Source organism: Thalassobacterium maritimum (genome assembly GCF_031127805.1).
Lineage (GTDB): Bacteria > Verrucomicrobiota > Verrucomicrobiia > Opitutales > Coraliomargaritaceae > Thalassobacterium > Thalassobacterium maritimum.
The window spans coordinates 49,071-71,662 of the sequence record NZ_JARXHW010000003.1 but is presented as its reverse complement, the minus strand read 5'-3'; the positions used below and the strand labels follow the sequence as shown (position 1 = coordinate 71,662).

Genomic DNA, 22,592 nt, shown 5'->3' with positions numbered 1-22,592 from the left:
ATTTATTTTCTTTGCTTTTAATAAATTACTTGCAAATTATGATGCACGTGAACAATTTATACATCTCGAATTAATACCCTACGACTTAGTTTGTCGATTTTGAGATACTAGTCGTTCGAAACCTTAACCTAACTACTGAAGTATACGAACATGAACACACTGTCCCTAAACCTAAAAAACGCTTTAATCGCCTCGTCTATCGCGGGCACATTATTGATCGGAACGACCGCGCAAGCGGCTACTTGGACCATCTGGACCAATGGTAGTGGAGACGGTCAATGGGAAAACGCAGCAAATTGGAGTCAAGGAAATATCCCTGACAGTGGGGACGCACCGATTGTCGGAAGGCTGTCCACGGCGGGTCCGGCAAACGCATCTACCGGCACGTATGTGGTTGATTATCTTCGTGTGGGTATGGAAGGTTCCCAAGGCAACGGCACGCTGAATGTTTCCGGCGCTGATATCTCGTCCGGTGTAACACCAACTCGGGTGGGTGTTGGATTTGGATCTGGGAATGTCGGCATCATTAACCTATCCGGCGGTGCGCTACGTTTTTTATCGAGTAATTCAACTGCGGCAAGTATTGGCACCGATTCCGGTTCCGGAACGGTCAACCAAACTGGGGGGACATTCAGTTTTGCTGGTGGAAACGGCACGTCAGTGAATATGGGAAGTAACAACGGGACAGGTCTTTATAACTTCACCGCGGGCACTTTAGAGGTTCGTGAGGCGTTCAACATGACTACAGGTGGATCTGGTTCGACTGTCTTTCATGTCGACGGATATGATGCTGGCAGTTCCATTCAAATCGGCGGCACTGCAGATGATTATAACGGTGCCTGGTTACAAGGTGCTGGAACGACACTGTCTGTCTCTATTGATGGCAGCACTACGGAAGGTAGCACGCTGATTAGCGTAGGTGAGGGAACCAATGGGAGCAGTAGTGCCCAAGCGGTTTTTGAATCGGGCTCGCTGTTGGATCTGGACTTTAATAGCGGTGAACAGTCAGGCACATGGACTATCTTGAGCGCCGCTGCCGGTATTATCGACAATGGACTCGCGTTCGCTGAGGGTGTGGATACCGATGTGTGGTCTTTTGCTATTGTAGGTAATGATTTGCAGGTGACCGCGGTTCCTGAGCCTTCAGCATTCGCATTGATTATGGGAGGCAGTGTCCTCTTGACCTTAGGCCGCCGCCGTCGCTAAGCGAGTCAGTGTCGTTTTCTAATTTATTGTCGTTTCAAGCTTTATCCAAAAAATATTATGAAAATAAAAAATATCGCATACCTCGCTCTCTTTGGATCGCTGGTCTCTGTGTCGCTATCTGTAGCTGATGCTGAGATTTCCATTTCTGCTGGGGAGACTATACAGTTTAATGAAAACTTCGACAATAACTACGCTGGTTGGAGTGATGTTGTCATTACAAATGGTGAGGGCGCCGCGCTCACAAAAAAAGCTAAAATTGAGGGCGGGGTATGGGTTCCTTCGGTTGATAGCGACGGGGGGAGCACTCGATCGATCGTTGATATCAATGAATTGGACCTTTCAGCTGGGCCGATCTCCATTTATATGAAGGTCAAGGTTGAAGATGTCTTGGACAATCCGGCCAACGCACGTTTTGGTTTTGAACTTAAGGATATCACAGGTGGGCGGGATTCAAGATTTACTTTTCAGATTGAACCTGGGAATGGTGTGGCTAAGCAGTTTTCGTATCTACAGTACCGTGTTCCGACCGGAGGAAGTGTCACCGACAACCTTGGTAAGACATATGCGAATGGTATCATGACAGACCCGAATGCCTTCTATACCTTTAAGCTAACTATTACACCGGTCGCGGATGGCTTGGCTTCGCTGCAGGCTTATTATTATGATTCTTTTACTTCATCCTATCTTCCCTTTCCAGGCGATACCAATGGCGCCAGCAGTGAGTCTGCCACGACGGGGAAGGGCTTAGATGCCGGCATTTTCTCGGCCTTGTTGATCAACAGTCGTAATGGTAGTGTGATTTCATCTGGGAGTAATGCAGCTCACTTTGATCAAGTTGTTATTACGCAGGCCTCACGCTAGTGGCGCCGTGTGCGTTCAGCTGTTTTCAGCAGCCTAAAGCGATGCTCTGATATTTGCCGGCGGTGATCATTTTGGCGACTTATCATTCTACAATTCAAAGCGCAAAGATCTCGGTCTCTGCGCTTTTTTGTGCACTTGACCGACCTTTGCCACGAACTTTTATGACAGAGAGCTCTCGGGTTTTCTGCTAGGGAGGCTTTGGCCTTCAATCCATGTGTTGGACGTCAGTAACAGTAAGGGTTCACTGGGTTGACCTAATTCATGAGTGAGCCGTGAGCGGATCAGTAGATCTATAGCGCATTTCGCCATGCGGATGGAATTTTCATAGATTCCGGAGATGGGGCTTTGTGGATCACGTACTGCGAGTGATATAAAGCCACAGGCCCGATCTTCAGGTTTAATCAGTTGAAACCAATCTTCCCAGTCTGCAATGATGACATCAGGTTTGGTCCGTTTAATCCAATGGGAGAGTCCCGTAGAGGCTGGGTTATCTGTGCTCCATATGTGTTCCTTGGGGTTGCCCCAGGCTAAGAAGGCTGCGGTATAGGCGTGTAGCATGCGTTCTTCGAGATCACTGCGGAGCAAAAGGCAAGGCCGCGTGTATCCGCGCGCTTGGAGCGTCTCCAGGGCTTGAACAATCGCGATGTAATGCCCTGGTTGGGCTCGATGGAACTTGGGCTCGCGTAGCGAACTGCCGACGATGACGGTGCACAACTGATCCCATTCTAGTTCAGGCGCCTTGATTCCTGCACTGGGGGGAGGTGTGAGAATGACGCCTTGAATGTTGCGTGCCAGAAGCATGCGCATAATGACACGTGGAGTCATCTCTGGTGTTAGCACTAAGTGGTCAATGGCTCGCCCATGCAGTTGGGCGCCTTCATTGAGACCTTGGTAAATGTCGGCATCGAAGCCGCGTCCCGTTTCGGCCTTTTCCCAGCGCTCGGGCCACCAGAGCGCAGCGAAGGTTTCTTGGTAGCTGATGGAGCGACGACTGGCGAAACTGGTCATTAATTCGCTCACCATTGTGTCGGGTGTATAGCCTAGTTCTTTAGCAATTTTTAGGATTTTTTTTCGGACTGCTGGATTGATTGAAGCCTCCTGCTTAAAGGCTCTTGATACAGTCATTCGAGACACGCCCGCTGCTTCGGCTACATGTCGGAGAGAAATGGTTCTTTGACGCGGGACATTTGAATCGGGCTTGGATGAAAGCGACATATATAGAAGGGAATGTGACTGTAACAGCTTGGGAGCAATTCAATTCCCTTTATTCTATAGGCATGAATCATTACTGATACGCAGGACAAGTAGTTGTTACGCTCTCTCGAACTAGTTCCAAATAAATAAGATGGTATATGAAGATTTTTAACGAATCATTGGCAGGCTTAAGTATGTGTCTCGTGACCTTTCTGCCACAGTTGGCTACGGCAGAGGCTGTAAATATCGCACGCACGGCGCAGGTCCGTGCCAGTTCGGTCCTAGAATCGCCGCGTTACGTGGCCGCGAATGCGGTGGATGGAGTGATTAGCGACGAGTCCCGTTGGGTCAGTGCGCGTAATTTCGATGGCCCCGTTTGGCTGGAGCTGACTTTTCCTGAGCCTATTCGCTTGGGTGGGGTGCATTTGTTTAGTGGTTTTAGAACGGGGGACGCTATCAGTGGCTTTAATTTTCAATATCGAGTGGGGGAGGCGTGGCATAGAATTCCTTCGGCCCAAATCGAAGGGAATCATGCCACCGCGTTGCGTGTGCCCTTTGATGATACGGTCGAGATTGTCACGACAGGACTACGATTAAATGTTACGGACAGTAAGCAAGGCATTGCCCGTGTGAAAGAACTCAAAGTGTGGCCCTATCGCAGCGAAGGGATCCCTGCTCTGGCCGCACCGCGACTGAAGGGAGAGCCCCGCATCCCTCAAATCTATCTAAATCAAAGTGGATTTAATCGGGGGAAACCGAAGCGCTTTACAGCGCCGCGGGTGGAAGGAGAACACCTGTTTACGATTAGCCAAAGAGATGAGTCCGCCGTATTATATCGCGGAATCGTTCAAAATCACATTGGTGACTTTTCCGATTTTGAGCCAGCTGGCGCTGCGGAGTATGTGCTGCATGTGGGCGACGAAGTTTCGGTGCCGTTTCGTATCGGTCATTGGTGGTTGGAGCGTGTCACGTATCAAGGTATGATCGACTTTATGATCGATAGCCGGCATTATGTTGGTAATAGCAAGAAGCCAGCTAAGGGTTCATTTGGCTGGCGTGATGATCACCAATTTGCTTTCGAGCTGAATTCTTTGGTGTCGATGCTACTTTCGAACCCGGAGGCTTATTTCCGCATGTCGTCGCAAATTGAATACGTGGATCCTCAGCAACATGCGGGGAAGTGGGGCGCGTTGGAGCCATATACAGAAGCTGCGCCCGACCTAGTGAAACTCATTCATTGGGGCGCTGATATCATCGTGACTCAAGAATTGAACCACATGTTGATAAAGGAGCAATTGGCCTATTTCCTCTATGCGTGGCCTGTGCTTCAGCAGTGGTTGCCACAGCAAAATTATGATGTGGTGAAAGCTTATGTGCTGGCGAATTGGACGAAATCAGAGCTGTCGCGGAAATACCCCTACGATGAAGTGCCGAATGACCATAATGTTTTAAGGCTACAAGAGTCTGTTGGAAGCACCAAGGGGGCGAATCCTCCAGGGCATACGGTGTTGCCGAATTTGCTGATGTATGCAGTCGCAGTACGAGATGCTGAGCCAAACTCGGAACAGTATTTTGAGGCGGCTTATGCGCAGGTTGAATGGATGATTCAGCAGCTGGACTGGGAGAACCCCATCATCACTAAAGGGCAACGTATGAGTGAGCATGTCACGATGACAGGACTCGCTGCCATGCTGCGCCTGCATCCGGATCGATCACCGGCGGGCTTGCGTGCTAAGGTGAATGAGTGGGCTCAGGTGATGATTGAACGCTCAGAAAATATGTGGGACTTTCGTAAACTTTCGAAGGATCAATGGGTGCCGACTGGAAACAAACCGACCATGTGGAATGAGCCTGGTAATGTCATGGGCTTTCCAGCTAGTGCTTTAGCAGCGATGCCTTACATTGACTCCGAGGTGACGCGTGAGCGCTTGAATCAATTGGTTTGGTCGCACTTTGATAATTGCTTCGGTCGTAATCCGACTGGGCGTCATTTCTCGTATGATGCACCACGAGAAATTGAAGGCGTGGAGTTTGGGTGGTATTCGTTTTACGACGGTGGGATCGGGCAGTTGGCGCAGGCGCGTTTTGTGTTCGATGGTGCGCCAAAGAATGCGCATTACCCGTATCAGCCCGAGGTGGGAAATATCGGTTGGACCGAAGGTTGGGTGAATTTTAACACCGCTTACAATCTCAGTATGAGTTATTTGGCGACTGCAGAGACTCAGATTGAGGGGCAGTATCAATCGGGTGCCTTAAAGGTGCGCTTAAAAGCTCCCATCAATTTTGATTATACCAAGCAGGAGCATGCGAAAGTGCGCCTGTTGTTTGCGGATGGTTCGGAGCGACAGATGTTACTGGAGGAAGAGTCCGTGGACAGTGCGTACCTTTCTGGGCGTCTAGAATTGGAGACTGCACCGCTGGCCGTCGCGTATGGTTATGGCTATTTTGAGGTGAAGGCTGATTTATAGTCTTTAGCCAACCCTGAGTTTTCGACTTCAGGGGCGGTCTTCAGTATCACTGCGATACGCATAGGCTCCGTAAAAAAAGATGGATCTGTCCAAACATCTCTTTCCCGGTAAATGACGATGAAGCAAAAAAAAAAAGAGCTTGTCGCTTTTCAGCGGCAGGCTCTTCGTAAAACTGTCTAAACTCAATCTGACTTATCTGCGACGACGAATCATCACGCTCGTCAGGCCGAGGATGCCAACAAGTAAAGCATAGCTGCCTGGTTCGGGGATGACGGTGCCATTTACATGAACATTGTCTAAACGAAGAATGCTGGTGCTGCTGGTTAGAGAGAAGGCGTAGATGCGAAAAGTGACATCCGATGCGATATTATCAAAGGTGGCGCTGCTGAGATCTATGATGGTGTCTTCTCCTTGCCCCCAGTCTGCATCAGTCTCGTCAGGGGCGGTTTCAATGCCTCCTAGATTAGATTGAAGGATATTGGGGAGAGAACTCGCATCAGCAGTCAGTTCTGTGCTGATCGTAAGCCTATCCGCGTAATTATAACCCGTAAGGGAGGAGGTGACTGCAAGTCGAAAGTTGTCTGTGCCATTGTAGGCAACATCTAAATGAAGGTCGGTTAGATTCAAGCTAGTGCCTGCATCTGGGGTCAGGGTAAACTCTAAGTAGATGCCATTGCTTTGTGCGTTTCCCCAGGCTGCTGATGTCGAGCCGTTAGCTGCGTTAATGGCGTTCCATCGCGCGAAATAACTGCCGGCACCTTCAGAAGTGGAAGTCGTCGATCTGCCGTCATCTGTAGCCATTAGTGTCCCTGGAGTGATCTCTCCGGCAGTGAGGCCTGAGGCGTTGGCTGAATCGGCAAAAGTATCTGTCGCACTATTGAAGTCATACTGCGCGATAACTGCAGCTGATGCAGAGGCTGTGGTAGCCAGTCCTGCAGTCACTAGGAGTGGAAGTGTCTTAAGTTGTTTTTTCATTATGTAATCAGGTTTATTATGGATACAAAACCAGTATATAGCACTATTTTCAATCGAAGGGAAGCTCATAGGCGTGTTGCACACCATCATTTATCAAATACTAAAGACTTCATAGTTGCTTACACTGCTGTGCTGACAGCGTCTTGTAGAGTCAGGGGGACTGAGACGCTGAAATGGATCATATGTGACTGTAACAAGTAGATATTGATCGGTTTCTCAATGGTTTGATGTAACAGTCTTTATATTGATGCTTATCTGAATATTTGTTGGTAAGTCCTCTGCATACTATCGCCTCAATGAAATATATGAAAACTCCAATTGTAGCCCTAGTTTCGGGCGTTTTTATTCTCCCATTTGCCGTGCATGGCTCCGTTCTTGCGGAATATACTTTCGGTGTTCCTAGCACTGCGAGTAGTGCCAGTAGCGATCTCGACAGCGATTCCATTGCTAGCGTGTTTACCGCAGGTGCTGGCTTGGATTCGGGAAGTATTGGATTTTCTAGTACGGCACCAAGCAATGCGGGGGCCGCTGCAGCTGCTCCGTATGTTCGTTACGTTCGGGGTAACACGACTGGTAATACGGAAGCAGATGCCATCAACGGGGACGACTATTTCAGCTTTACCATAACACCAGATGCTTCGTTTGAAGTGAATCTTACCAGTCTTATCTTCGATTATTCTGCAAATGGTTCTGGCTCCTCGGGGCAGAATACCGCGAGCTTCTTCCTTCGGTCAGAAGTCGACGGTTATGCGACTAACATCGGAATTACTGTTTCTGCCACTGCAGGAGTGACTGCGGCCGATTACCAACGTCAGACCATTTCTTTGACTGATGCTGCTTTCCAGGGGCTGAGTGGCAGTACTGAATTTCGAATTTACCTATATCAGACTCAAGATAGCTCAGGTGATGTGGCTCGTTTGGATAATGTCACTCTGAACGGATCTCTTTCAGCCATTCCCGAGCCTAGCAGCTTTGCTTTACTAGCTGGTATTTGCGGGCTCACTAGTGTGATTGTGCGTCGTCGTCGCTAGCCGTGTATATCAACTTTCGTAGCAAACGGAGCCCAGTGGGCTCCGTTTTTTTTATTTGCTTCAGAACAAATTCAGCACCTGAGATCTTTGGGCTCTGTAGTTGAAATTCATATTAAACGAATTTGTGTGTAATACTTCACGCATGCGCAGAGATCAATGCGTAGTCAAATGACTGCGGGTAAGAAAAAAGTAAAACAGTCTAACTGGCTGTTGGGGGAAGGGTGGATCTTGACATTATTTTACTAAAAGCTAAATTCGGCCCAAGTGATGCACGTGAACATTTTCACGTTTTTGCCTCTCCCATTTCTACCTCTATCCCCGCTGCTTCCGATTCTTTACGAGGTGGGTTTATGGCCGCTTTAAAGAAAACAGCCGCTGTAAACTTGCTGACGATTGCTTTTAGGCGGTCGTGGAGAGCTGGTTTTATCTGCCCTCCGTTGATGGCTGACTACTGCTAACCCCTAAAAATAAATGATGAAAAAGATATCCTGTGCCTCGTATGATAAAAAATGTAATTTTACTATAAGGTGTTTCGAGAGTGCGCTTGGTCTAAGGGAGACCTTCCTTGGTGCAGTTTTGTTGGCTGCCTGCTGTAGAGCTAAGTTGAGGGGGGCGCTTGGTATGACTGGTTTGCTGCTCCTGGCTCAGTTTAGCCAGGCAGCTATCATTATTGACAATACCGACAGTGCGTCGGTTTCACTGACAGGAACTTGGACTTCGTCGAGTTATCACAACGCTTACTATGGTTCTGATTATTTACATGACGGGAATACAGGTAAAGGCTCTAAGTCAGCAACCTTTACGCCCGATATCATCATAGCAGAGGATCACGAAGTGTTCCTTCGGTGGACATCCAGTTCAGGGCGAGCGGATAATGTCCCCGTGACGATTAATCATGCAGGAGGGGCCACTCAGGTGATGGTTGATCAGACCGCCAATGGAGGTGATTGGGTATTGCTGGGAACTTACAACTTTGCAACTGGGACTACTGGAAATGTAGTCGTGAGCACCACTGGAACTAGCGGGCATGTGATTGTGGATGCGGTTCAATTCGCACCTGTATCTGAGGGGCAAGTGGTCGATATTATTGTAGATAGCACTGATAGTGAAGCCATTTTAACCGGGAACTGGACGGCGTCCACGAATGTTGGGGGTTACTTCGGAGCCAATTATCTTCATGATAATTCAAGCGAAAAAGGAGGGAAGTCGGTTCGTTACATTCCCAATATACCAACTGTCGGACTATACGATATTTCTGTGCGATGGACTGCCGACGACAATCGTCCAGAGAATACACCTTTTACGGTGCAAGCTGCTGATGGAACCGCATCATTCCTCGCCGATCAAACTCAGGCCGGGGGGATGTGGCACACCCTGGGCAGTTTTGTCATGAGTGAAGGCAGTGAAAACGAAGTCGTTTTATCAACTGAAGGCACCAATGGTAAATATGTTATCGCCGACGCAGTTCGATTTACGGAAAGCGAATTGTATGAAGTGATCATAGATAATTCTGATTCAGTCTATTGCTCCATTTCTGGAAATTGGAGCACTTCAACGACTGAGAATAATTATTATGGCTCCAATTACTTACACGATGGCTCTAATGGTAAGGGCAGCAAGTCGGTTACCTTTGCACCGGATCTCACGCATACAGGTATGTATGATGTCTTTATGCGATGGTCTGGCACCAGTAATCGTTCAGACTCCGTGCCAGTGAATGTTATTTCATCCAATGATGCCGCAGGGATCTATGTAAACCAGCAGCAGAATGATGGGGTTTGGAATTACATCGGGACTTACTCATTTGAAGCGGGCACAGGAGGATATGTCGAAGTAACCACTGCGGGAACCGATGGGACGTATGTCATCGCCGACGCGGTGAAATTCGTGCGCACGGCCGCAGAGTGGACGCCTGATAGTTTAGGTGATCGTCTCTGGTTGGATTGGAGAAGTGAGTATTTGGAAGAGGGCCCTGTTTCCAGTTGGACGGATAACCGCGGCGGACTCGTTGCGGCGCAAACTGTGGAATCGCGCCAACCTGTTATGCAGAATGGTGAGGTGTTTATGGAAAATAACACCCAGCAAAACTTGATCATTCCTCACCTCGATGGCAGTAAATGGGTGCCGCATATAACGCACCGTGCGGTGGCCATCCTGTTTCGTATAGATCTATCCAATACGAATAGCACCGGCACGCTCTTCGCAATTAATGGAGTCGGCGGCAGTTGGGAATCTCAGCCGAGTGTTCGATATAATGGCCAAAATAATACAGTGATGGTCAATTGGACGACACCCTCGGGCTGGAATAATTTCTCCTTTCCTATCGATCCGGATGGGTCTGTCTGGCATTGCCTGGTTTCTAGGCGTGAAGGTAAGAACTTTTATGTCTCTTTAGATGGTAAGGATATCAATGGTAACTACGGTGAGAGCGGCAAGGAAATGCTGGATTGGGCGATGCCTGATTCTAATATTTTCAATACGGGTGTCATTGGTGATTTCCGTAGTTGGAATCCTGACTTGGCGATCGATTCCGTGCTGATCGTCCAGGGAGACGTGCCCGTAGAGGATGCAGAGCGTCTGATGGGGTGGGCGATGTGGCGCCGCGGTGTGCAAGATAACCTGCCGGCTGAACACCCTTATCGCCATCATGCGCCCTATGCTCGCGCAGAGACCGGTCAATTTACCGAGTCTACTGCAGCAGAGTGGCAGGCGGTGGTTGACTTCTGGGGGGATGCTTCCTTGTCGGAGACTCCGTATGTCGGGGATCCTGTCGATTTGACTGGGTGGACACTTGATTTTGGTGATGATTTTGACCAACACACGGTGACCGATGATGTTCGAGGGAAGGGGAATTGGTTTTCTCCTACGCACCAAGCAGCGACAGGCTCTGCGAGGACAGTTAAGCCTGGCTTTAATAGCGCTGATCCCATGATCGGCTCACCGGCTGCAAATGGCTCTCCGGATACTTACATTCAATCCAACGGGACGATGACGATTCGCATGCAGGACTCCGGTGGGTGGAAGGCGGGCGCTTTTGCCTCTGTTAATAGTAATGGATTTGGTCGTATGTGGAAATATCCCTATGTAGAAGCTCGTATGAAAATTGGCCCAAGTAGCACCGGGAGTTATCGAGGTGCTTGGCCCGCTTTGTGGCTCAAGTCAGAGAACTATTTCACCAATCGGACGGAAACTAACCTGGAATATGATATTTATGAGGGCTACATCTCCGATGTGAGCGGTCATCATGCTGCGATGCACAATTGGCCTGCCGCACGTAAGTTGCCAGGACGCTTGAGTGACCACCGTTCGACTGGTAATTACTTCGGGCTTTACGGCAACACGCCACAGGGGCATGTCGATTTGTTTGATGGCGAGTATCATACCTACGGTTGCATGATCACACCCGACTGGGTCATTAATTACTTCGATGGCATGGAAATGCACCGCTTTCCGACGCCAATTGAGATGAAACAACCACTGTGGTTGCTCGTCGATCTGGCAATGATTTCAAACGAAGAATCTCAGGCTAACGGGATCTATGATCTGACGATTGATTATATCCGAGTATACCAAAATGCTGCCTATGCAGAGTAGGTGAGACATGCTGCAAGCTTTGGTGGAGGCTTCTGGTTCCCTGAAGCCGTGTGCAGTTGTTTAGTTCTCTTGATCTGATTTATTCATAGCTTCGAGCGCGCATGTGCTCGAAGCTATTTCTTTGTCATGAGTCTTATCTCGTAGATAATAGCTTTTCCAATCAATGACGGTGAACAATAATACCACTTCTAAGAATATATGATCTATAAGCTTGGGCTTTGCGTAGTCTCGAAACTTTGTTTCCATGCGTCGCCTTCGGCTATGCAGGAGACAGTCGGGGGGCATATCGGCATCACCCCGGTTCTGAGAACCGAGCTTACAAAAGGCATATCGGCATCACCCCGGTTCTGAGAACCGAGGTTACAAAAGACATATCGGCATCGCCCCGGTTCCGAGAACCGAGGTTACAAAAGGCATGTCTATTAGGATCAAATTTTTTTTGAATGGGTATAAAAAACCACCAAGCCCACATGGGAACTTGGTGGTTCGAGAAAAACTTAGCAGTGTGGATTATGCTCTACGGCGACGCACAGCGGCAAGCGAGAGTCCCGCGACACCTAGTAGCAGTGCGGCCGCACCTGGCTCTGGAATTTGAGTGACCACCACTTCATCAAACTTTATTGGAGTGGATGTGTTTCTGATATAAAGATTGAGTGCGTCCACGACTCCACTCTCAAAATACATATCGGCAGGCATCGTGTAGACAATACCGTAGTCATTACTGGTCCCATCATCATAACCTTTCATGAGGAAGGTTGCGGAATAAATATCTGTGCCACCTTCATCCTGACCATTCGCAGAGATCGTAAGCTTATAATCCAGCATTCCATTACTGGTGACATAAGTAGGGGCGATATCATCACGCCATTGATTTGCATTGTCGCCACTCACGTTAGTGTAGGTGAAGTAGCCGTTGCCTAGAGAGCCAGGATGGATCGTAAAGCCAGCCTGTGCCCCAGCACTATCAGTCAAATTAACTCCAAAGCGATTCTGGCTATACCGATCTTGTATGGACGCAGTGAAGTAAATCGAAATATCGCCATCATCCAGATTTAGGCCAGTGCCGAACGTCATCGACGAATTTACGGCATCGCCAGTGCCTGGGTTGTATGCCGTCAAGACCCCGCCCGCAATACTCGCTGAGCTGTTTGTGGTCCCCATGTTGGACCAGCCATTACTGTTATCAGCAAAAGTTTCTTGAAATACGACGGTCTCTCCGGAGGCAGGGACTATTTGAGATTGAGCATTGCTTGCAGCTAATAGGAAACTTGCGATACAACCATAGGGTAATAGACAATTGATTCTTTTCATGATATTTGTGGTATGAGGTTCATGAATGCTTTTACTTGTGCTGGTCTTGTGCACGAGTGTCATTCGTTCTGAAAAAGATCATGATTCACTCGTTTTGTCAATTATATCGCATGGGAAAATTGAGAAATTGCTTAGATTTCGTGGACGCTCTTGTTTGAATTGCAAGCTTCACATTCCATGACTGCTTGTGCCACTCTTTTCAGGTTCAGTTCATTGATCCGCAAGGTGTCCACACTTTCAACATAGAACGCGGGGCGCACGTCATCGGCATCTGCGGACACGGTTATGCCGTTCATGTAGATATCTTTAGCATGTTTAATATACATGCCTGCGGCCGGCAAGGTGCCAAACATCGTTCCTTCGGGATACTCCAGCGGCATGTCGTCGACATGCCGCTCAGGCATTTCTGTGACGCCGCCTTGGGTGAAGAATCTGATGTTGCTCATGTAGATGTCTTCAATGGGAAAGCCGGGCTGTCCGGTGATGGAGGAGCCTGTTATGCCCGCGTTGCGAATCATTATATTGGAAAGTGAAACGCGTTTGATTTGTCCAATTCCGGGCCGCGGGATGCCGGTGTAGTAGGGTCTGCCGCGTGCTCCGATACGGATGAAGATGGGAACCTCGACACCGTCCATATTGATATTATCCATGGTAATGCCATCTATCACACCGCCGTCCACCATTTCGAGTGAGATTCCGGAAATGCCATTTTCTAAACCAAAATGGACCTTCTCATTTCTGGAACGTGAAATCGTGATATTCGAAAGAGTGATGTTCTCAAAATGTGCCGTCGTTTCCGTTCCAATTTTGATCGCATTGCAGTGGGCATGAACGACGCAATTAGTGATCGCTACATCCTTACATGGGGCAGGGCCGGTTGATTTGATGGTGATGCCATCATCGTCGGTATCGCCCGTAATGTTGTTAACCACAACGCGCCGGCAAGAATCGATATCGATCATGTCATTGTTGGCATTGGCATGGTTATACACGTTGAGGTTTTCGATTAAGACGTCTTCGCAATTATTATAATGCTGCATCCACATGCCCGAATTGCGCAGGGTTAGCCCGCTTACTTTAACCCGGTTGCAGCTGACGAACTGAATGTTTCGAGGGCGCATTTCCAGGTCGGTTCCTTGGGTCGGAAAGGAGTCGCCACGTCCATCGATTGTGCCAGTTCCAGTGAGGGCTATGTTATCTGCTTTTTCTGCGTAAAAGAGAGCACATTGCGGTCCTGTCGCTTTTTGGGATTTGTATTCCGGTAGGTCTACCTGGGGGTAATCTGCGATGTTTGTGCTACCTAAGATTGTAGAGCCGTGCGCGAGCTCTATGCAGACATTTTCTTTGAGATGGATGGTGCCGGTTACGAATTGTCCCGTTGGCACTCTGACGGTGCCACCACCTGCTTGGTATGCAGCGTCGACCGCAGCTTGGATATGAACTGTGTTTACCGTTTGTCCATCTGCTACGGCATTAAAGTCTTCTATATTATATATACTCATATTTTTCTTATTCAGATTAGATCAATTGTTCGTGAAGGGGGTTGCAGCTTTTTTGGGGAGAATATTTACGGGGCATCGTCTTAATAGCAGTCGCCTTGGAAGCCGACTCCAAGGCGACTGCTTTAACCTTGGTGGCTAGTTACAGCTTCGCTTTTTGCTCGAAAGGAGAAGTAATACACAAGAATTACCTTGAATGCGTCACGTGCACAATAAATAATGCAAAACTTTCCGATTTTTCCTTAAAGCTCATTGTCTGATCACTTAACAGCTTGAATAGGACCATTGTAAATGCCCCCATCAAGCCCTAAATAATAATGAAACAACTCCTTTGTCTCTTCTCTGCTGTAGTGCTATTAAACGTTTGTTTGGTTGCGCAATCGAAGTCAGTCCACCTTGGAAGTAATGCGATCGATCTCAATCGAGTGCATTTGAGTTTTACGACTGATAAAGATCCCATCGATTATCATGTGAATGAAGATATGAGGTTTACTATTGATCTAGATCTTGGTGATCAAGAACTAGAGGGAGAGTATTTTGTCGACTGGAAATCCTCCAGTGATGATGGTGTGAGTGATCATGGGCGAGTGGGTTTGTCGGAGTTACCGCTGATTCTTACGAAATCCATGAGTCGTCCAGGCTTTGTTCGACTTCAAGTTGAGTTGTTGGACGCTCAGGGAGTGGCATTAAAACAGGACAATTGGGAAAAGCCCGGACGGACAGCCAAGATCGCTTTCGAAGGGGGCGCGGGGGCAGATGTAGATCAGATACAGCAAGCTGTGCCAGCACCTGATGATTTTGTTGCATTTTGGGAACGTCAGCGTGCGCGCTTAGATGCGGTGCCTATGAATAGAAAAGTCGAGCGCGTTGAATCCAAAACGCCTGGTTTTGATACCTATGCTGTGGAGGTCGATTGCGCGGGACCGCGTCCGGTAACAGGTTATATCACGGTTCCTACGGGTGCTGCCGATAAGTCACTGCCCGCGCGCGTGGTCTTCTATGGCTATGGGGTCGGGCCGCATTTTCCGCACTCAGGGACTGCCGGGGAAATTACTTTTGCTGTCAACGCACACGGGTTTGAGTTGGCGCAAGAACAAGATTACTATGACAATTTTAAAAATTTGATCCGTTCACATGGCGAAATTTATGGTTTCGATCCGAAGCAGAACAGTGATCCCGAGGCTGCTTACTTTAATGGCATGGCTCTACGTGCGATGCGTGCCTTGGAGTTTGTTAAAACGCAGCCTAAGTGGGATGGGGAAAACCTCATAGTCAAAGGTGGCAGTCAAGGTGGACTGCAGTCTATCTGGGCTGCTGCGCAGGATCCTGATGTGAGTTTGTGCAAAGTTTCTATTATCTGGTGTGCTAATATTGCCGGGGAAAGCCAGGATGGGCGACTTGGCGGCTGGCAACCTAAGTGGGTGCCTGAGCTTGGGTATTATGACGTGGTCAACTATGCGCCTTACATCGAATGCCCTGTGGAAATTACACGTGCAGCATTGGGGGATTACACCAGTCCACCGTCTGGGCTGGCTGCGTTTTACAACAATCTGGATACGGAGAAAGAAATCGTTTGGTATCAAGGTTCGACCCATGGATACATTTCGCCTGTTTTCGAGACTTTCACGAGATCTGACCGGGAGGAAGTCGCTGTAAATACGGCTGCGCAGGCGATGCCGCGAGAGAAGGGCAAAGAGGGCTGGCTAAGGGCTCACGAGCAAATCAGCAAGAGTGCTCAGCGCGGGGAGGTGCCCCTTCTCTTTATTGGAGATTCGATCACCCATATGATGCTTACGAATGGTGGTCCTGTTTGGAGAGAAGAGTATCGTCAGATTGGCGCTGTCAATGTTGGCCTTTCGGGAGATAAAGTTGAGAATATATTGTGGCGGATTCAGAATGGTGCTTTGGGCACGCTCAAACCTAAAGTAACCGTCTTACTCGCTGGTGTGAACAATATGAGAAAGAATACGCCCGAGGAGATCGGCCTAGGCGTGGGGGCGATCGTCGATGTGTTAAAGCTGCGGTTGCCAGAGACCAAAATTTTGGTCTTGGGAGTCTTCCCGCGGGGGCATAAAGGTGGCACGCAAGATCGTGAAACCATTAAGGAGATCAATACCTATATTGCACAGCTTGATGATAATGAGCGTGTCTTTTACCTTGATATTGGTAATGATTTTTTGAACAAGGATGGCTCGTTGATTGAAGGGGCGATGCTTAAAGATGGTTTGCACCCTGACCTTAAAGGCTACCAAATCTGGGCGGCAGCAATTAAGGATAAAATTGCACAGCTTTCCCAGTAGGCGACGCTATTTCGATTGGATACTCGCTGCCTTCGCTATGTTCAACTACCTGCGCTAAGATTTGGATATGGGAAGTCTTACTCTGTCATGTGACTCGTGGTTAATTAATCATAGACGCACTATGGTTCGCGGTAAACAAACTCATGCTTCTTAAGGATTCTATTTACTGTTATTGCTGTATTTACGGCGTTCATAGAGCGCTATTCTTAAGTTTAAATTCCTTGACATCGCGCCGTTAACTGTAATTACTCAGTTTTAGTGATGCACGTGAACATTTTTATGCTGGTATCACTTTCTCATTAATAAAATTAGACCTTAAATTATACTGTTTATGAAATTCCCGACTACCTTTGCGGCATTTACCGCGCTCACACTATCCTTTCAAGCATCTGTTTCAGCAGCCGTTTTGGCTGATTTTAATTTTGACGCTTCGAGTCTCGCCTCCAGTGATGCTTCGACCTCTTGGGGAACGTCGGATATTTCCAACGGTGCTGGGCTACCTAATATTTCAGGCTCTATATCAGGGACTGAAGGAACTCCCGCACCAGGTATAGATATTACCTTTGCCGACTTCGACTATGCTGGTATCGGTGCTTCGCATACTGCGAATGGCTATTACACTTTTACGGTGACCCCGGATGCTGGCACGCAGCTTAGCTTTACTGATTTCACGTTCGATATGTTTAAGCAATTTGGTGCTGGTGCGACTGTGAGTGCGACTCTGTTTTCCAGCATCGATGGCTTTGCCACGACTGGAGATGCGATCGGCGCTGCTACGCTGGTGGGAGAAGGTGAGAGCGGTGCATTTTATGATCGCTCGATTACGCTCAGCAGTTTGACCACCGTCAGCACCGCCACCGAATTCCGTCTGTATCTGGACGATGGCGGGGCCGGTAATAATGCGAATGTTTTTCGTTTGGACAATATAGTGCTCAATGGAGAGACATCCGTTGTTCCGGAGCCTTCATCGGCTGCCTTTTTACTAGGTTTAGGCGCCCTCGGTTTAGTCGCACGTCGTCGCGTTTAAGCGCACCTTGCATTCAGCTCATTAATTAAGATAATCCTCGGGCGGCGCGTGCCGCTCGAGGATTTTTTATGGCCTGTGCCTTATTCGCCTAGAAGGTATACAAGCTTATATTTGACGAGAGTGCCGGCCGACTGCGTGACCTGCGTAGCTCGAAGCGCAATGCACGGTGGTCGGACGGATTGATGCAACTTTTTAATTTTGGAGGATTGGGTGCAAGGTGTTGGTGAAATTTTGTGATGCAATTTCCTCCCGACCTGATCCAATGCCTATCACCGCGATGGCAAAGAGAAAAAAAGGGGCCGCCGATGAACTCGGTGACCCCGGGGATGCTGAAAATTTCTGGAAATTCGACGACCTAGCTGCGCCGACGGCGTGCGACGAGGCCGCAAGCGGCGAGGCCGAGCAGGAGCGCGGCGGCGGAGGGCTCGGGAATGGCGGTGCCGGAGACGGTGAAACTATCTACGCCGGTGTTGTTGCCGCTGTCAGCGCCATTGGTGGTCGTGAAGACTATGTTCCAAGTCTCTGCATTGGTTAGCGTGACGGACGGAGTGTAGGTGAGGGGGGCACTCCATGCGGCGTTAGTGCTTGGATTGCTAGCAGTCAAAGTGTTGAAAAAGACCTCTCCACTGGAGCTTCCTACAATTGAAAGCTTGATCGAGGTGCTTCTAGGAGAGGTTACTTGTAGATTTCCGTTATTATCAAACATGGCGCCATCAAGTTCAACTTCGTCGATCATAATGGAACTGACGGTCAGTGTGATCGGCACCGAGAAGGTCCAGTTGCCTTGATTGCCCGTATTGAGGTCCGGAGCGAAAAAGCCCTGTGCCTGCGTGGTATTAAAAAGGCCGTTCAAGCCACTGCCGGTAATGCCTGTGGCTTGGGTGACTGTGAGGTCGCCCGGATTGCTCACACCGTTGGTGACGTAGGCGATCTCGCTGGCAATATTGCCGGTAACGGTGCGTCCGCTGAAGTCGGTAGAGAGAATGGTGGCGGCGTGTGAAGATCCGGTGGCAACACAAAAAAGAAAACCAACGGCGAATAATGGGGTACGAGTGGTAGGCATAGATCTATAATTGATGTGCAGGTGCACAGTGCAAGGCAAATTTTTCCAGGCCACGCTTGTTGGAGGGCAATTGTTTAAGTATAATAACGGCGTGGGCCAGCAGCGCTTTGATTAGCCGATAACATGCGATTGCCATGGCTACGTTCCTTTGTCTCTTCATTTATCTTTAGTTCTGCGCCTGCGCCTGCAAAGCGCTTGGGGGGCAGAGCACGAGTGAGAAGTCCATAAGGGGGCCTCCGTTTTCCATGCGAATGAGCACGGTATTGTAACCCTGTTTGAAAGTCACCTTGCGCAGGCTCGAACCGATATTCCAGCTGTTCACGCGGTGACGCCAAATGACTTCATCATTGAGCCAGATGGTTGAATGATCATCGATTCCGATGGCCAACAGGATGTCACGATCGCGGTCAAAATGGAGCTCGGTATACGCATAATAGATTGCGTCTCCAGTCTCATTGGGTGGACGGACGAAGAGTTTGTCGGATTGGTGGAATTGCCAGCGTAGTTTGCCGTCGAGTTCGAAGCGCTCGCGCGCGGTGCGCGCTCGTCGAACCATACCTTGTTTACCGTTGCTATATTCGGCATCGAGATCGATTTCGGTTTCCGGTGGAAGTGATTTACCTTCAAATTCCTTTAAGTCCCAGGGCCCTATGACATACCAAGTGTCGATGTAGAGCCAGCCTTGGCGTGTCGAATCCTCTGTGAAGCGACGCCCCGGCAGTGCTCGAGTGACGACCATTTCTTCGGTCAATTCAGGCTCGGCTAGCCGCTCGGCCTTACTCGTGTTGGATGTGCCTTCGCCGAGGACAGGTTCTTTGTTTTTGTTCATCAATGCTGTGAGGTCTATCGAGTGGCCTTTGGACTGACGAACGGCATTATACATTCTCTTTTGATGAGCTATGTGCTTGGTTGCGATATTACGCCCTTGCGGTTCGGACTCAGTCGCTTCAGCAGTGGCGTTCGGATCGAGTTGGCGCAGGCGGTTTTGGGCACGCGCGCGTATGTTTTCAGTCTCGGAGACGGCATGATCAAGGGTTTCGCGAAACTCGTTGAGATCTTTGACTGTGTGAACCTGTTTTTCGCGAATTTCGGTGCCGAGATCGGGGCGCTTCGTCTCTCCCAGATCAGACATTCGCTCGCTGGCCTCTTCGAAGTCTCTGTCTGTCGTGGCAGCGAGTTCTGAGATGCGCGCGTTTTCATAACGTGCGGACATTTTTTGTTCCAGTTCGACGGCTGTGTCGTAGAGTTGATCGGTACTGAGCTGCTCCAATTGCTCTGCTTTAGCCAGCAGTTCGCTGTCGTCGATGGGGGGCGGTGCTTTGGCGAGTGATTGCTCTAGCTTCTTGTCGTTTTGTGCGGCAATCGGCATTTCGTTCGTGAATGTTTCAAGGCGCTCGACGACTCGTTTTAAAGCTTCGACTGATTCGTCCGCAACTTGCATATGCTCTTCGGCTAATTCGATGGCGGCTTTGGCATTTGCTAACATTTGCTCGGCTCCATTGACTGCCTCTTCGCGTTGTTGCTCTCGCGGGCTTTTCTCTTCCCTATATTCTTTAATCGCGATGCGAGCGGCTAGTGATACTTCCAGGTTTTCTTCCAGTTCAATATTTAGCTGCTCTAATTCTGGGTCTTTTTTGATGGCAGCCTTGAGCATACCCGTCCTGCGATGTACTTGGTGCGTTAGCTCATCGAGTTTTTTGGCATAGCTTTTATTAAACTTCTCCAAATGGTCTTTGCGTAGCGCCTCTAACTTGGCTTTTTCAACCTGTTTAATGGCTTCGTAGTCCTGCTTGATTTTCTCCACAGCTTGAACCAGTTGATCGAGGCGCTTATTCTCTTCTTTCTTGCTGAGCGTTTTGGCGTCTTCTTGTTTTAATATGATTTTTTCCCGTCGCTGTTTTTCGAAGGCCTCGCGTTTCTTGGCTCGCTTCTCGACGGCGGCGACCTGTTGGTTGGTCTCCTCTCGGTTAAAACTTAAGGTCTCAGTTAGCAGGCCTTTGTTATTGATTAAAACAACAACGGCGATCAGGTGTAGCCCGATGGCGAGGCTCCAGGCGATACGGAGAACGCGCTTGGAGCGTATTTCATCGGTTGTAGTGTTCATCATATGTGCGTATGCCTATGTTGGTTAGACCGCGAAATTGCAGTAGATTGAGAACCTCAACGACTTTATGAAATGGAGTCGTCTTATCCGTATCCAGACGGATGCGTCGATCGGGGTCTGTTTCAGAAAGTTGTCTAAACTGATACATTAATTCGGTCAGAGTGGTGGCTTCACCTTGCAGGTAGAGGGCTTCTGCTTGGTCGATACCGATGACCATGATGCGATCATCTGGTTTAACTTTAAGGGCCGAGGTGGAGGTGGGGAGCTCGATATCGATGTCTTTGTCCTCCTTCTTGATCATGGTCGCCACCAGAAAGAAGATCAGTAATAGAAAGACTGCATCGATTAGCGGTGACATGGATACTTCCGCTTCGGAATGACTTTTTCGGAGCATGCTCATAAGGTTAAAATCGTCGTGCTGTGTGTGGCAGGCTGTAGTTAGCCGTCGCTTGGGGTTCCTTCGCGGATGCGAACAAAAACATTCTCAAAGCCCTGGAGTTGAAAAATATCTAGTAGGTCAATGACTTCTTGCGTTTCAGTATTTCGATCTACGGCTAGTTGGATCGGGTTTAGAGATCCTTGTTGCGCAGATAGCTTTTTGAGATAGTGAGCTAAGTCATCCAATGGTTCGTAGGTGATCATTTGGTCGCTGCTGGTGCCTCTGCGTCCTAAGTAGACGTTTCCTTGGTGGTCGACGCCTAAAGTCAACACTTCACTGTCCGATTCTACGGCCAAGGCGAGGTCTGATTCTGGTAGAACGATCGGAATTTGCTTCTCCGTCTTTTTAAGCATCGTGGTGACGAGGAAGAAAATGAGCAGCAAGAAGACGCAATCGATCAGAGGCGACATTGGAACCTCAGCTTTAGTTCGTCGTTTTCTTGATAAAATCATGCTTAAGCCTTGGAGTGGGTCTTATGAGTGCGGCGCTAGCTTGGGTTCGGCTTTCTGCTCATCGAGTGCGATTTCCTCTGTTTTTAGGTGGGAGGTTTTTACGTAAAAGAGACCAGTTATGATTGCTTCCATTTCGAGTTCTAGACGCACGCCAATCTTATGTAGTTTGTGTTTGAAGTAGTGGAACGCAGCGATGGAGGGAATGGCTAAAATTAAACCGAAAGCCGTTGTAATCAAGGCCTTGGCGATTGAGTCTGCGAGCATGGAAGCTCCTCCCTCGTCGCCATAGACGGCAACCATTTGAAAGGCTTCAATCATTCCGATCATAGTGCCTAATAGTCCTAGTAGTGGGGCGATGGCGGCGACAACAGCTAATGGGAATGTGCGTTCTTCTTGGTCGATGATTTCGCGGGCTCCAATCGTTTCTGCCATGGATGAAATCTTTTCGTAGTCGTTTTCGCGATGCTCAACGATAAAGATAATGATGCGTCCTAGGGTGCTTGGGTGTGCTGTTGCCAGCTTATGTAAGCCTGTAAAGTCGTTGTTTTGCACACAAATAGTTGCGGATGCTGCAAGCTTGCGTGGACATATATATTTTTCGCGAATCATCAAGGCACGCTCTAGGGCAAAAGCAATGCCGGCCATCGATACGATGCCCAGCACCAGCATGGTCATGCCTCCGGAGACGATCTGCTCCCACCAGTCAACTTCGACGCTTTCAAGTTCGCCGCTTTGCGTGTCCGTTGTAGTCGATGTCTGTTCACTGCTAGCTGGCGACTGCGCTCCTGAACTAGGCTGCGCAAAGAGTGGCGACAACGCGGAGGTCATGCACATCGCGAGTGAGGCAATTAGGACGAGCGATAATCCGCGTGCGACGCGAATCAGGGTTTTCATTGATGATAGCTTCATAGAAATGGGCATATTTTGCCAGTTATAATCAGGTGATTGCAGTGTGGGGAATGCCGGGTCTATGCTTAATTGGAGCGAGCGATTAACTGCATTTTCGTAATTTTTATATCCGAGGACTCGCTACAGCTGTCGGTCCGCAGGATTTATGCTTGGTCGAAA

The 22,592-nt window shown here is 48.8% G+C and carries 16 protein-coding genes; 7 read left to right on the top strand and 9 right to left on the bottom strand.

Annotated elements, in window-relative coordinates; all coding sequences use genetic code 11:
- Positions 1-150: 150 nt before the first annotated feature.
- Positions 151-1,206, top strand: coding sequence for a PEP-CTERM sorting domain-containing protein (locus QEH52_RS02275; protein WP_308948353.1), 1,056 nt, complete (start codon positions 151-153; stop codon positions 1,204-1,206).
- A gap of 57 nt (positions 1,207-1,263) precedes the next feature.
- Positions 1,264-2,067, top strand: coding sequence for a hypothetical protein (locus QEH52_RS02270; protein ID WP_308948352.1), 804 nt, complete (start codon positions 1,264-1,266; stop codon positions 2,065-2,067).
- 159 nt (positions 2,068-2,226) lie between these two features.
- Here the strand turns inward: QEH52_RS02270 and QEH52_RS02265 are convergent, their stop codons facing one another.
- Positions 2,227-3,282 (bottom strand): LacI family DNA-binding transcriptional regulator, encoded by a 1,056-nt coding sequence (locus QEH52_RS02265; protein ID WP_308948351.1) that lies wholly within the window; start codon positions 3,280-3,282, stop codon positions 2,227-2,229.
- 137 nt (positions 3,283-3,419) lie between these two features.
- On the opposite strand from QEH52_RS02265, the gene QEH52_RS02260 reads away from it, so the two are divergent.
- Entirely contained in the window at positions 3,420-5,729 is a 2,310-nt protein-coding gene (locus QEH52_RS02260; RefSeq protein WP_308948349.1) for a DUF7402 domain-containing protein, read from the top strand.
- Between the two features lie 192 nt (positions 5,730-5,921).
- Here QEH52_RS02260 and QEH52_RS02255 read toward each other — a convergent pair whose 3' ends face one another.
- A complete protein-coding gene (locus QEH52_RS02255; protein ID WP_308948347.1) occupies positions 5,922-6,704 on the bottom strand; it encodes a PEP-CTERM sorting domain-containing protein in 783 nt (260 codons plus the stop codon).
- A 305-nt stretch (positions 6,705-7,009) separates the two neighbouring features.
- Between QEH52_RS02255 and QEH52_RS02250 the strand changes: the two genes are divergently transcribed.
- Both QEH52_RS02250 and QEH52_RS02245 read left to right on the top strand, forming a co-directional pair.
- Complete coding sequence (locus QEH52_RS02250) at positions 7,010-7,735, top strand: PEP-CTERM sorting domain-containing protein (protein ID WP_308948346.1); 726 nt, start codon at positions 7,010-7,012, stop codon at positions 7,733-7,735.
- Positions 7,736-8,356: 621 nt separating this feature from the next.
- Positions 8,357-11,329, top strand: a complete 2,973-nt coding sequence (locus tag QEH52_RS02245) for a golvesin C-terminal-like domain-containing protein (RefSeq protein ID WP_308948345.1) — start codon at positions 8,357-8,359, stop codon at positions 11,327-11,329.
- Positions 11,330-11,839: 510 nt separating this feature from the next.
- Here QEH52_RS02245 and QEH52_RS02240 read toward each other — a convergent pair.
- Complete coding sequence (locus QEH52_RS02240) at positions 11,840-12,640, bottom strand: PEP-CTERM sorting domain-containing protein (RefSeq protein WP_308948344.1); 801 nt, start codon at positions 12,638-12,640, stop codon at positions 11,840-11,842.
- Positions 12,641-12,771: 131 nt separating this feature from the next.
- Positions 12,772-14,142, bottom strand: coding sequence for a glycoside hydrolase family 28 protein (locus QEH52_RS02235; protein ID WP_308948342.1), 1,371 nt, complete (start codon positions 14,140-14,142; stop codon positions 12,772-12,774).
- Positions 14,143-14,456: 314 nt separating this feature from the next.
- Between QEH52_RS02235 and QEH52_RS02230 the strand changes: the two genes are divergently transcribed.
- Positions 14,457-16,439: an acetylxylan esterase gene (locus QEH52_RS02230; RefSeq protein ID WP_308948341.1), complete on the top strand. Its 1,983-nt coding sequence runs from the start codon at positions 14,457-14,459 to the stop codon at positions 16,437-16,439.
- A 331-nt stretch (positions 16,440-16,770) separates the two neighbouring features.
- Positions 16,771-17,466, top strand: a complete 696-nt coding sequence (locus QEH52_RS02225; RefSeq protein WP_308948340.1) for a PEP-CTERM sorting domain-containing protein — start codon at positions 16,771-16,773, stop codon at positions 17,464-17,466.
- A 355-nt stretch (positions 17,467-17,821) separates the two neighbouring features.
- Here the strand turns inward: QEH52_RS02225 and QEH52_RS02220 are convergent, their stop codons facing one another.
- The 5 genes from QEH52_RS02220 to QEH52_RS02200 form a co-directional block, all read right to left on the bottom strand.
- Complete coding sequence (locus tag QEH52_RS02220; protein WP_308948339.1) at positions 17,822-18,529, bottom strand: PEP-CTERM sorting domain-containing protein; 708 nt, start codon at positions 18,527-18,529, stop codon at positions 17,822-17,824.
- A 166-nt stretch (positions 18,530-18,695) separates the two neighbouring features.
- Positions 18,696-20,636: a coiled-coil domain-containing protein gene (locus tag QEH52_RS02215; protein WP_308948338.1), complete on the bottom strand. Its 1,941-nt coding sequence runs from the start codon at positions 20,634-20,636 to the stop codon at positions 18,696-18,698.
- Positions 20,614-21,033 (bottom strand): ExbD/TolR family protein, encoded by a 420-nt coding sequence (locus QEH52_RS02210; RefSeq protein WP_308948337.1) that lies wholly within the window; start codon positions 21,031-21,033, stop codon positions 20,614-20,616. Before QEH52_RS02210 ends, QEH52_RS02215 begins: the two co-directional genes overlap by 23 nt.
- A gap of 38 nt (positions 21,034-21,071) precedes the next feature.
- Complete coding sequence (locus QEH52_RS02205; protein ID WP_308948336.1) at positions 21,072-21,524, bottom strand: ExbD/TolR family protein; 453 nt, start codon at positions 21,522-21,524, stop codon at positions 21,072-21,074.
- 21 nt (positions 21,525-21,545) lie between these two features.
- Entirely contained in the window at positions 21,546-22,418 is an 873-nt protein-coding gene (locus QEH52_RS02200) for a MotA/TolQ/ExbB proton channel family protein (RefSeq protein ID WP_308948335.1), read from the bottom strand.
- Positions 22,419-22,592: the final 174 nt, after the last annotated feature.